At 63.2% G+C, this 12,238-nt stretch carries 10 protein-coding genes; 7 read left to right on the plus strand and 3 right to left on the minus strand.

Annotation, left to right across the window (positions count from 1 at the left end):
• Position 1 precedes the first annotated feature (1 nt).
• Together G4Y73_RS10410 and G4Y73_RS10415 are read right to left on the minus strand one after the other, a co-directional pair.
• The gene (locus tag G4Y73_RS10410; protein ID WP_164231576.1) at positions 2–403 is read right to left on the minus strand and encodes a DNA polymerase III subunit chi; all 402 of its coding nucleotides are present in this window, start codon (positions 401–403) and stop codon (positions 2–4) included.
• 225 nt (positions 404–628) lie between these two features.
• Positions 629–2,122 carry a leucyl aminopeptidase gene (locus G4Y73_RS10415; protein WP_205596598.1) on the minus strand — a complete coding sequence of 498 codons (1,494 nt, stop codon included), beginning with the start codon at positions 2,120–2,122 and terminating at the stop codon, positions 629–631.
• Positions 2,123–2,203: 81 nt separating this feature from the next.
• Here G4Y73_RS10415 and lptF point away from each other — a divergent pair, with 81 nt between their 5' ends.
• On the plus strand, positions 2,204–3,271 hold the full coding sequence (gene lptF, locus G4Y73_RS10420) for an LPS export ABC transporter permease LptF (RefSeq protein WP_164231577.1): 1,068 nt from the start codon (positions 2,204–2,206) through the stop codon (positions 3,269–3,271).
• Positions 3,268–4,341 carry an LPS export ABC transporter permease LptG gene (gene lptG, locus G4Y73_RS10425; protein WP_164231578.1) on the plus strand — a complete coding sequence of 358 codons (1,074 nt, stop codon included), beginning with the start codon at positions 3,268–3,270 and terminating at the stop codon, positions 4,339–4,341. Before lptF ends, lptG begins: the two co-directional genes overlap by 4 nt.
• Here the strand turns inward: lptG and G4Y73_RS10430 are convergent, their stop codons facing one another.
• Positions 4,342–4,788: an RDD family protein gene (locus tag G4Y73_RS10430; protein ID WP_276207554.1), complete on the minus strand. Its 447-nt coding sequence runs from the start codon at positions 4,786–4,788 to the stop codon at positions 4,342–4,344.
• 239 nt (positions 4,789–5,027) lie between these two features.
• Here G4Y73_RS10430 and G4Y73_RS13955 point away from each other — a divergent pair, with 239 nt between their 5' ends.
• The 5 genes from G4Y73_RS13955 (at position 5,028) to G4Y73_RS10455 (ending at position 12,171) form a co-directional block, all read left to right on the plus strand.
• Positions 5,028–5,804, plus strand: a complete 777-nt coding sequence (locus G4Y73_RS13955) for a hypothetical protein (RefSeq protein ID WP_205596599.1) — start codon at positions 5,028–5,030, stop codon at positions 5,802–5,804.
• 71 nt (positions 5,805–5,875) lie between these two features.
• Positions 5,876–6,733: a site-specific tyrosine recombinase XerD gene (gene xerD / locus G4Y73_RS10440; RefSeq protein WP_164231814.1), complete on the plus strand. Its 858-nt coding sequence runs from the start codon at positions 5,876–5,878 to the stop codon at positions 6,731–6,733.
• Between the two features lie 124 nt (positions 6,734–6,857).
• Entirely contained in the window at positions 6,858–7,595 is a 738-nt protein-coding gene (locus G4Y73_RS10445; protein ID WP_164231580.1) for a DsbC family protein, read from the plus strand.
• A gap of 90 nt (positions 7,596–7,685) precedes the next feature.
• The gene (gene purL / locus G4Y73_RS10450; protein ID WP_164231581.1) at positions 7,686–11,522 is read left to right on the plus strand and encodes a phosphoribosylformylglycinamidine synthase; all 3,837 of its coding nucleotides are present in this window, start codon (positions 7,686–7,688) and stop codon (positions 11,520–11,522) included.
• 10 nt (positions 11,523–11,532) lie between these two features.
• Positions 11,533–12,171: an exosortase H-associated membrane protein gene (locus G4Y73_RS10455; RefSeq protein ID WP_164231582.1), complete on the plus strand. Its 639-nt coding sequence runs from the start codon at positions 11,533–11,535 to the stop codon at positions 12,169–12,171.
• Positions 12,172–12,238: the final 67 nt, after the last annotated feature.

The raw sequence follows: 12,238 nt of genomic DNA on the forward strand, positions 1-12,238 counted from the left end.
CTCACTTCAACACGTGATGCTGCAACTCGGCGCCCCGTTGCTTCCAGGCCATCCAGCGCTCGCGTAGCTTCTGCTTGAGCGACTCGTCCGGCGGCACGATCTCGAGGATGCGCTCGAAGCGACCGTCGGGCAGGGGAGCAGCCGGGTCCAGGTTGATCAGGATGCCGGCCTTCTCGGGTGCGACTTCCAGCAGTCGAATCGGCGCCTTCGTCTCGCCGCGTTCGTGCGGCAGGAAGCGACCCTGGGGTTGCGTCCACAACTGTTCGTCGAGCCTGGCCAGGTCGGCAGCATTGCCGACGACGGCAATCTCGCGCGTCGCCGGCCAGGCCTTGGAGACCAGTACGCCGGCGACGTAAAGCGGATCACTGAACCGCCCGCCCATTTCGTAGAAATCTACACGCATGGCAAAAATCAGTTCACGCCAAGGCGCAAAGGCGCCAAGTTCGCCAAGGAAAAGAAAGCATGAAAATCTTTGATTCCGCTGCCACGGCGATGCCTTTTCTTTACCACCATCATGCATGTTTTCATTTTCAATCTTCTTGGCGCCCTTTGCGCCTTCGCGCCTTGGCGTGAGACAAACCAGCAACAAGCGATCACGAATCCGCAACACTCAGGGACACGCTGATCCTCAGCCAACGGCATTCCAGCCGCCGGCACGATTGACCAGCCAGTCGACCAGCATGCCGACCGGTCGGCCGGTGCCGGATTCGGGCTTGCCCCACTGCCAGGCCGCGCCCGCGATATCGACGTGGGCCCAGCGCTGTCCTTCGGCGAAGCGCGACAGGAAACAGCCGGCGGTAATGCTGCCAGCCGGCATGCCGCCGACGTTCTTCATGTCGGCGAATGGCGACTCGATCTGTTCCTGGTAGTCGTCCCACAGCGGCAGGCGCCAGGTGCGGTCGGCCGAGCGTTGGCCGGCGGCCAGTAGTTCCTCGGCCAGTTCGTCGTTCTGCGTCATGACGGCGCTGGCGTGATGGCCCAGCGCGACCACGCAGGCACCGGTCAGGGTGGCCAGGTCCACCGTGGTATCTGGCTTGAGTCGTCCCGTCCAGGTCAGGGCATCGGCCAGGATCATGCGGCCCTCGGCGTCGGTGTTATGCACTTCGATGGTCTTGCCGTTCATGGCGGTGATCACATCACCCGGGCGATAGGCTTTGCCGTCGGGCATGTTCTCGACTGCGGCGACCACGCCTTCGACGTTCATCGGCAGCTTGAGCCGCGCTACGGCTTCCATCGCACCGATGGTGGCGGCTGCCCCGCCCATGTCGAACTTCATCTGTTCCATCAGGTCGCGCGGCTTGATCGAGATGCCGCCGGTGTCGAAGGTTACGCCCTTGCCGACCATCGCCAGCGGCGCATCGCCGTCCTTACCGCCGCTCCAGCTCAGGCGGATCAGTCGTGGACGGTTGGCGCTGCCCACGGCGACCGCCAGCAGGGCGTTCATGCCGAGCTTTTCCATCTCCTCGTCTTCGAGAATCTCGACCTCCAGGCCGTCGTGCTCGGCGGCCATGGTCTCGGCGATCTCGGCCAGGTAGGCCGGCGTGCAGATGTTGGGCGGCAGGTCGGCCAAATCGCGGGCGCGCTGCACCCCAGCGGCAATCGCCGAGGCCAGCGAGAGCTGCTGCTCGGCGCCCTTGCCGGCCGGGAAACTGACCGTGTCAGTCGCCGGCGGTGCGTCATCCTTGGGCTTTTTGGTGGCGCTGTAGACATAGTCGGCATAGGCCAGCGCAATGCCGGCCTGGCGAACTTTCCAGTCGCTGTCGCGGTCGGTCACCTTGGCGTCGGCCAACAGGCAATGGGCACTGGTGGCATGTGACTGCCTGAGCGCCTTGCCGGCGGCCTTGACCGCCTTGTCAAAGGCCACCGCGTCCAATTTCTCGGCCTTGCCAAGGCCGACAACGAGAATGCGCCGGGCGCCAATACCGGTCAGCGCGTGCAGCATCAGGGTCTTGCCGGCCTTGCGCGGCAGCTCGCTGCCTTTATCGAGTTGCGTGAGCACGCCGCCAATCGCCGAGTCGATTTCGGCGGCGGCGCCATCGAGGCCATTTCCTTCGGGAAGCCCGATGATCAGGCAATCGGTTTCGACGGCACTTGTCGCCGCGTCGGTGGTTGTAAACTGCATGGTGATATTCCGCCTTGAATGAATTCGGATGAGATTGGCAAGAACCAAGCATCATTGTACCCGGCGCCGCTGGACGGCTGAATGCTGATTCTGCAGCGCTACGTACTGCGACAGGGGCTGGTGGCCAGCCTGTCGAGCCTGATCGTATTTCTGGGTGTGGTCAGTGCCCTGTTCCTGGCCGAGTTGCTCGGCGAAGCCGCGCAGGGCGATCTGCCTGGCGGCAGTGTGTTGTTGATGCTCGTTCTGCGCCTGCCCGAAGCGGTCATGCTGGTTGGGCCGCTCGCGCTGCTGACCGGAATGCTCATGACTCTGGGCCGACTGCAGGAAGAGAGCGAGCTGGTCGTGATGCGCAGCGCCGGCCTGCGCTTTCGTCGCTTGCTGCGACCGGTGCTGGTTCTGGCTTTGTTCTGGTCGGGCGGCCTGCTGATCGTCTCCGGCTGGCTCTCGCCGATGGCGGTGGAACGCTCGGCCACGCTGCTGGCCGACGCCGCACGCAGTGCGATGATGGCGGGCATCCGGCCGGGCCAGTTCGATCGCCTCAATCAGGGACGCACCACGATCTACGTCGGTCGGATCGATCGCAGCAGCGACACCCTCGGCGATATCTTCATTCAACACATGGAGCGTGGAAGCACCGAGATGCTCGCCGCGCGCGAGGGGCGACTCTGGTTGCCGGATGAGGATGCAGGACGCTACCTGCTCTTGACCGACGGTTTCCAGATTCAGCATGCCAACAAGCTCGAAGGGGGCGCCGTGCACGAAATGCGTTTTGCCCGCAATGAACTTCGCCTGCCTGCGCCCGACGAAAACACCGACCTGGGCGAGGCACGTTTTCGCCTGCCCGAATTGTTCCAGCCGGAAACGCCGGCCGAGCGTCGTGAGTGGCACTGGCGGCTGGCCGCACCCGTGGCCGGGTTGTTGCTGGGTGTGCTGGCGCTGCCGCTGTCGAGTCGCAAACCGCGTCAGGGGCGTTACGGCAGCATCGTGATCGCGCTGGTGTTGTATCTGATCTATAGCAACACGGTTCACGGTGGTCTGATCCTGATGGAGCAGCACGAGGCGATGAGCGGGCCGGGACTGTGGCCGGTGCATGGCGGGCTGGCCTTGCTCACTGCGTTGTTGTCGTGGCGCTACTGGAGATTGTGGTGATTTTTGGTATCGCCGGTCGTTACGTCGGTCGTTCGGTGCTGATCTGGGTGGTGCTGGTGGCGTTGTTATTGCTCGGCCTCTATACCCTGATCGAGGGCATTCGCGAGGCGCGTGATATGACCGGTGACTACGGCCCCTTGGCCATGCTGGCCTATATGGCCCAGACCACGCCCAGCCGGCTCTACGACATCTTCCCGTTTGCTGCACTGATCGGCGTCATGCTGGGTCTTGGCGGGCTGGCCGCCACGAATGAATTGGTCGCGCTGCGTGCGGCCGGATTCGATCGCGGCCAGATCCTGGCCAGTGTTTTGGGCGTGATCATGCTATGCCTGCTGGTGCTGTTCCTTCTGGGTGAATCGATGATTCCGGGGCTGGAGGCGCGCGCCAGCGCCCAGCGCGACCAGTTGCGCAGTGGCCAGGTGCATCTGGGCAAGTTTGGTGCGCTTTGGCTGCGGGACGGCGACAAGATACTGCGTATCGGCTACTCGGCCTGGGCCGACGACGATCAGCCGGAATTCGGTGACGTACTGGTCTATCGCCTGGCATCCAACATGCAGCCCGAACTGCTGATGCATGCGGATGGTGCCACGCACGACGGCAGCGCATGGCGATTGCGTGGCGTCACCCGTCGCGGTGTGTTCGAAACGCCCGACTGGGAGAGGCGAGGCCGGGTCGAGCTCGATTCCACACTCAGCTATGACCTGTTCGCCTCGGCGGTGAGCAAACCGCGGATGCTTGCGATCGTCGATCTGCTCGGCATGATCCGTCTGCTCGATGCCAACGACCTCGACACCGGCCCGTATCGACAGGCGTTGTGGAACCGGGTTTTCTATCCTCTCAACGTCATTGCGATGATTCTGATCGCCCTGCCATTCGCATTCCGCGGTGGACGCCAGGGTGGGCGCGGTTTGAGCATTTTTGCCGGTTTGTCACTGGGGCTGATGTTCTTCGTCATCAGTCGCCTGATCCGGGGTTCGGCGATGCTTTGGCCGGGACCTTTGTGGTTGTTGATGATTCTGCCGGCGCTGTTCTTCGGAACGATCGGATTGCTGTTGTTGCGGCGACTCTGATCACCAGGCGTTCGTGCCGCGCTTGCGTGGCAGCAGCACCAGTCGCGTTCCCGAAATCATGTCGTGCCAGCTTCGACTCTCGCGATCGAACAGCGTCCAGATGAACCCCAGGCCCAGGCAGCCCAGTGACACACCGGCAAACAGAAAGCGCACCGTGATCTGGCCCCAGCCGGGGCGTTGCGTGTCCACCGTAACCAGCCGAATACGCCAGGCTTTCATGCCCAGGGTCTGACCGCCAACTCGCCAGCAAATTGCGAAATAGAGATACCAGACGACGAGTAAATAGAATTGAAACGCCGGGTTGCCGGGCTGGATTTCCGTGCCGGCAGGGATGACCACGATTGCGGCTGCAACCATCCACAAGGCTGCGACCAGCAATGCATCGTAGATCATCGATGCGGCTCGACGGGGCAGCCCGGTCGGGGGCAGGTTCTCAGGCTTGTTCAATGAAACGGGTGGGAACTTGGATTTGTCCAGAGGTCATTGTACAGGTCGCGGTCAGTTTTGATGCCGCTCGCCGTGTCATTCTGTGTACCTGTAATGTCTTTAACAACAGCGCAAAATGTGGCAGAGTAGAACATGCTGCGAGGGAGTGGATGATTCCTATCCTGAAAGAACGCTCCCGTCAGGCGAGTTCGCCGAGCAAAAGTTGGTTATCTTGCTAAGGACCCAGGGAGGTCACAATCATGCAAAGCATCGAAGAAACTCAGGTGGAGCAACAGGCGCCTGCCGACGGCAACGCCAGTACTTCTTCTCCGACTCCATCGCCAGCGCCCGCACCGGCTGCCAAGAAGGCTTCGAAGAAGAAGGCTTCCAAGAAGAAGGCTTCCAAGAAGAAGGCTTCCAAGAAGAAGGCCTCCAAGAAGAAGGCTTCCAAGAAGAAGGCTTCGAAGAAGAAGGCTTCCAAGAAGAAGGCTTCGAAGAAGAAGGCTTCGAAGAAGAAGGCTTCGAAGAAGAAGGCTTCCAAGAAGAAGGCTTCCAAGAAGAAGGCCTCCAAGAAGAAGGCTTCCAAGAAGAAGGCCTCCAAGAAGAAGGCCTCCAAGAAGAAGGCCTCCAAGAAGAAGGCTTCCAAGAAGAAGGCCTCCAAGAAGAAGGCTTCCAAGAAGAAGGCTTCCAAGAAGAAGGCCTCCAAGAAGAAGGCTTCCAAGAAGAAGGCCTCCAAGAAGAAGGCCTCCAAGAAGAAGGCTTCGAAGAAGAAGGCTTCGAAGAAAAAAGCCTCCAAGAAGAAGGCCTCCAAAAAAAAGCGCTCAAAAAAAAAGTCCGTAAGCAAGGCCGGCGGTGATTTCTCACGCGTTCTTGCGGCCGTAGATGAGCTGCGTGACGCGCTTCAGGATCTCGCTGCTGGTCAGGTTCGGCGGCGCAAACAGGTGGTCGAGGAACTTCAGGCTGCCGCACGCACCGGCTTTTCCGAAGTCGAGACTGCGGCGCGCAAGTCCCTCAGCCGCCTGACCGGGAAGGTTTGACCCGAAGCGATCATACTGCGGGGGCGGCACCGTCCGCCCCCGCCGCTTCGCCGGAAAAACCGGACCAACGCCTGATTGATCGCTTCCTTGACGCATTCTGGGCCGAGCGCGGTGCAGCAGCGGCAACGCTGGAAGCCTACCGACACGACCTGCAACAGTTCCTGGCCGCCGTCCCGGTTCGGGCCGGTTCAATCGACAAGTCGCATGTGCTCGCCTTCCTGGCCGGGCGGATGCGCTCGGGTGTCAGCACCACCAGTATCGTGCGCCAGCTGTCCTGCCTGCGGCAGTTCTTCGCCTGGGCGTTGCGCGAGTCGATCGTGTCGCGCAATCCGATGCTTGATATCGACGGACCGCGTCGGCCGCAATCGCTGCCCGGCACGCTGACGGCTGGTCAGGTTGAAGCGCTGCTGGCGGTACCCGACACCGAAACGCCACTGGGATTGCGTGATCGCGCCATGCTGGAGACGCTCTATGCCACCGGCATGCGAGTCAGCGAGCTGGCGGATCTCAACCTGGGCCGACTGAATATCGGCCAGGGTGTGATTCGGGTGCTGGGCAAGGGCGGTCGCGAGCGGCTGGTGCCGCTGGGCGAGGCCGCTTTGGATGCGCTGCAGCAGTGGCTGCGAGTTCGGCCCGAATTGCATCCACAAGATGAGCGGGTATTCGTTTCGCGCAGTGGTCGACCGTTGTCACGCCAGGCTGTCTGGCAGCGAATTCGCGACCTGGCACGCCGGGCCGGGATCGCCGAGCCAGTCTATCCGCACCGGCTGCGCCACTCCTTCGCAACTCATTTGCTCGACAACGGGGCCGACCTCCGCGTGGTCCAGATGTTGCTTGGTCATGCCGATCTCGCCACCACTCAGATATACACCCATGTCTCTCGCGCCCGCCTGAAGGCCCTGCACCGGCAACACCACCCGCGCGGCTGACCTGATGAAACTTGTCGCCCCGGCTGCGATCCAATCGAACAGCGACCGTGCGTGAGCTATCATGCGCGGCGGAAAATGACCTGATTTGAAACGCGGACAAATCTTTACCTTGAGGAGTATCCGGATGAAAATTTCTATTGGCATTGGCTCGCTCGTCGGGCTGATTCTTGCCCTGCCGGCGATGGCGGCGGACGAGCAGGCTATCGAGGAGCGGATTCGGGCGCTGGTGCCCGAAGTGGAAACGCTCGCGATTGCCGAAACGCCCGTGCCCGGTTTGATGGAGGTTCAGCTCAACAACGACATCATCTACATGTCCAAAGATGGCCGCTACCTGATGCAGGGCCGGCTGATCGACCTTGAAACCCAGAACGACCTGACCGATACGGCCAAGTCCGGCCTGAGGCGCGAACGGATCGCAGATCTCGATTCCGCTGACATGGTTTCGTTCGGCCCGGAAGATGCCGAATTCGAATTGATGGTCTTCACCGATACCGACTGTGGTTACTGCCGTCGTCTGCACGAGCAGATCGATGCGTACGTCGATGAAGGCATTCGCATCAATTACCTTGCCTTTCCACGTGCCGGCATTGAGTCCGCAACCTACGAAACCATGGTTTCGGTCTGGTGCGCCAGCGATCGCCAGTCGGCGATGACCACGGCCAAGTCCGGCCAGAAGCCACCGAAGGCCGAGTGCGACAACCCGGTCGAGGAACAGTACCTGCTGGGTCAGGCGCTGGGCGTGACCGGTACCCCGGCACTTCTGACACCCAACGGCGACCTGATTCCCGGCTACGTGCCGCCCGGCGAACTCAAGAAGCGCCTTCAGGGTCTGGCCGACGCGAGCGCCTCGAGCGCTGACTGATTTGTCCGGGCCGTCGCAGACGGCTCGGTTCGCCCCGGAGTCGTGCCCTATAATGGCGCGCTCACTGGTAGCCGATACTCGGGGATTCGCATGATTGTCTTGCTCGGCAGGGACGCGCTGCCGCCGTTCCGCCTGGCCCAGCTCGCACGCGCCGTATCCGACCTGCAAGGACGACCGGTCGAGCTCGAAGCCAGCGAGCTTTTCCTGATCGACGCACCCGAACTGCCGCCCGAACCCGAGCGCGGTCGCCTGCTATCCCTGCTTTCGGCACAGCCGCACGCCAGCGATCGACTGGCCGATCACGAATTGCTGATCGCTCCCCGCCCGGGTACGGTCACGCCCTGGGCAAGCAAGGCCGCCGACATCCTCGAGCGTTGCGGCCTGGGCGCTTTCTCCCGGATCGAACATGCCACCTTGTTCGCAGTCGATGGCCTGCCGACCGCCGAACTTTCGAACGCTTCCCGGCGATTGCTGCACGACCGCATGACCCAGTCGATCGTCGAGCATCTGGCCGACCTTGAGGGCTGGTTCGAGCAAGCCGAGCCGGCGCCGCTGGGCGTGATCGAACTCGGTAGCGATCCGGCTGCCAGCCTGGCTCGGCGCAACACCGAACTCGGCCTGGCGCTGAGTGCCGACGAGATCGATTACCTGGTCAAAGCCTACGGGCGGCTGGCGCGCGACCCCAGCGACGCCGAGTTGATGATGTTCGCCCAGGCCAACTCGGAGCATTGCCGGCACAAGATCTTCAACGCCACCTGGGAGGTCGACGGGCGGCCGGTCGAGGGCAGCCTGTTCGGTCTGATCCGTTCTACCCATGCAGCCACTCCGGAAGGCACCCTGGTTGCCTACGACGACAACGCCGCCGTGATCGAGGGCTTCGATGTCGAGATGTTCCTGACCGATCCGGACCAAGGCGCCTATCGCTGCCGCGCCGACCGGGCGCATATCCAGATCAAGGTCGAGACCCATAACCACCCGACCGCCATCTCGCCCGATCCGGGAGCGGCCACCGGATCCGGCGGAGAAATTCGCGATGAGAGCGCCACTGGCCGAGGCGCCCGGCCGGTCGCCGCCCTGTGCGGTTTTTCAGTATCGGACCTGCGCATCCCCGACTGGGTCCAGCCCTGGGAAACCGCACCGGTCGCGCCCGGCCGGATGGCTTCGGCTCTGGAGATCATGCGCGACGGCCCGATCGGTGCGGCGCGCTTCAATAACGAGTTCGGCCGGCCGGCGCTGCTGGGCTATTTCCGCAGCTTCAGCGCGCCGATTGGCGAGCGGCTGTGGGGTTACCACAAGCCGATCATGCTCGCCGGCGGCAGCGGCATGATCGCCGATGGCCAGACGCATAAGCTTGCGCTGTCGCCCGGCGATCGCATCATCGTGCTCGGCGGTCCGGCCATGCTGATCGGCCTCGGCGGCGGTGCGGCTTCCTCGATGAGTTCGGGGCAATCCGACGCCGATCTCGATTTTGCCTCGGTCCAGCGCGGCAACCCCGAGATGCAGCGCCGTGCCCAGGAGGTGATCGACCGCTGTTGGCAGCAGGGCGAGGCCAACCCGATCAAGTCGGTGCACGATGTCGGTGCCGGTGGGCTTTCCAACGCCTTGCCGGAGTTGCTGCACGACGGCGGCGTGGGCGGGCAGCTGGAACTGCGCGAGATTCCCACCAATGATCCTGCGCTCTCGCCGATGGAGCTGTGGTGCAACGAGGCGCAGGAGCGCTACGTGCTGGCGGTTGCCCCCGAAAATCTCGAGCAATTCGCCGCCCTGTGTGCGCGCGAGCGCTGCCCCTGGGCTGATGTTGGCGAGGCCAGCGACGACGGTCGCTTGCTGGTCGCCGACCGCCTGGGTGATCGAGCGGCCATCGACATGCCGCTCGAAGTCTTGCTGGGCAAGGCACCGCGCATGCATCGCCGGGCCGAAACGCGTACAACCGCAGTGGAATCTTCGCCACTCGACGACATCACCATCGACCAGGCCATCGATCAGGTGCTGGCACTGCCCGCTGTCGGCAGCAAGGAATTTCTGGTCACCATTGGTGATCGCACGGTCGGAGGCCTGAGCGTACGCGATCAGATGGTCGGCCCGCATCAGGTGCCGGTGGCCGATTGCGCTATCACCCTGCTCGACTACGACGGCCAGGCCGGCAGTGCCATGGCGATCGGCGAGCGCACACCGCTTGCTGTGCACGATTCGGCCGCCGCGGCGCGCATGGCCGTCGGCGAGGCCTTGACCAACCTGGCCGGCACCCGGGTGCGCGACCGGCGCCACGTCAAGCTCTCGGCAAACTGGATGGCTGCGGCCGGTGCGCCGGGGCAGGATGCGGCCCTGCGTGCCGCGGTCGAGGCGGTGGCCGAACTTTGCCCGCAATTGTCATTGTCGATTCCGGTCGGCAAGGATTCGCTGTCGATGCAGACGGTGTGGAACGACCAACAAGGCGAGCAGCGCATGATTGCGCCGGTCTCATTGATTGTTACCGCTTTTGCGCCGGTGCCGGATGTGGGCGTGCATCGCACGCCGCAGTTGAGGCGCGATGTTGACTCACGCCTGTTGCTGATCGATCTGGGCCGCAATCGACTGGGGCAATCGGCCCTGGCCCAGGTGCTGACGCGCCCGCTCGGTCCGGTGCCCGACCTCGATAATGCCGGCCGGCTTGCCGCCCTGTTCGACACCGTCCAGCGCCTGCTCGACGACAACGTGATTCTGGCTTGCCACGACCGTTCCGACGGCGGGTTGTTCACCACCGTGCTGGAAATGGCGCTGGCCGGCCACTGCGGTGTCCGGCTCGATCTGGGTGATGATGCCGCCGAGCCGCTGGCCGACTTGTTCAATGAGGAACTGGGGCTGGTTATCCAGGTGGCCGACGAGGATCTTGCTGACATTCGTGGCCTCTTCGCCGAGGCCGGACTCGACGAGTGCCTGCGAGAGATCGGCGAACTGCAGGAGCAGCCGGAATTGGACATCCATGCCGGTGGCGAGCGCCTGACCCGCCGCGAACTGCCCGAACTGGCCCGGCGCTGGGGCGAGACCAGTTATCGCATGCAGCGCCTGCGCGACCATCCTGATTGTGCCGACGAAGCCTACGCCGCCCTGGGCGACTGGTCGCGTCCGGGCCTGGTGCCGAAGAAGGAATTCGAAGTGCCATCATCGGTGTCGGTCCATTCCGGCGCCAGGCCGCGGGTCGCCATTCTGCGCGAGCAGGGCGTCAACGGTCAGCGCGAAATGGCCCGCGCCTTCATGACTGCCGGTTTCGAGGCAGTCGATGTGCATATGAGCGATCTGGAAGCTGGCCGCCAGCGCCTGACCGACTTCCACGGCCTGGCCGCCTGCGGCGGATTTTCCTTCGGTGATGTGCTCGGGGCCGGTCAGGGCTGGGCGCGTTCGATCCTGTTCAATGACGCCTTGAGCGAGCAGTTTCGGGCCTTTTTCGACGATCCGCGCCGATTCGCACTGGGCGTGTGCAATGGCTGTCAGATGCTTTCGGCACTGCGCGAGATCATTCCCGGAACGGATGCCTGGCCGGATTTCATCGTCAATCGTTCGCGCCAGTTCGAGGCGCGCCTGAGCCTGGTCGGCATCGAGGACAGCCCGTCGCTGTTCTTTGCCGACATGGCGGGCTCGCGCCTGCCGGTTGTCACCGCCCACGGCGAGGGCCGCGCGGTCTTCGCCGACGGCTTGCCGGCCGCGGCGCCGGTGGCACTTCGCTATATCGATGCCGGGGGGCAGGGCACCGAACGCTACCCTGACAACCCCAATGGTTCGCCGGAAGGTATTACCGGCCTGACCAGCGACACGGGCCGCGTGACCATCCTGATGCCGCATCCCGAGCGCCTGCTGCGCCGCGTCAACTACTCCTGGGCGCCGGCCGAATGGGGCGAGCTTTCGCCCTGGATGAAGATGTTTCACAATGCCCGCGCCTGGCTGGAGTGAAGGGCGGAGAATGAGCGATCAAGACCAACGACAAGACGAACTGGAACTAACGCCGGAGAAGTCGGGCAACCCGGTCAAGGAGATGTTCCTGCTGGCCGCACTTTACCTGCCATTGGGCTTTTTCCTGTGGTTCTTCATGGCCAGCGGCCTGATGTTTCCGGCCTCGAATCTGGCCGAGTGGCTGTTGACCAGCCTGTTCCCGGAACTCTTTTCCGGTATTTTCCAGGCTGGCTTCATCTTCGAGATGCAGAGTCCGCTGACCGTGACCAACCCGGAAGACGGGCAGTTGATGCCGCTGACCTGGGATATCAACCCGATGATCTACGCCTGGGGCATGGCGCTGTTGTTCGGGCTGATCATGGCCACACCGATGTCGGCGCTTCGCCGCTTCTTGCAGATACTTGTCGCGCTGGTGGTGGTGACTCTCGTGACGGTCTGGGGCGTGTTCTGGGAAGCCTTGCGCGATCTCGCATTCCTGTTCGGACCCGAGATCGGCGAGGCGGTCCGCCAGTCGTCGTTGTCGCCCACCGCCATTGCTCTGTGCTACCAGCTCGGCTATCTGATGTTTCCCGGTGTCATCCCGATCGCCGCCTGGATCCTGATGAACCGGCCGTTCATCGAAAAGCTCGTCGAACATCGCCGAATCTGAACCGTACGGCCCCGGGGCTGTCTGTTTGTGACATGGTCCGGGACTCGGGAGCGATTCGGACCAACCC

The sequence above is a fragment of the Wenzhouxiangella sp. XN201 genome (assembly GCF_011008905.1).
Classification (GTDB): domain Bacteria; phylum Pseudomonadota; class Gammaproteobacteria; order Xanthomonadales; family Wenzhouxiangellaceae; genus Wenzhouxiangella.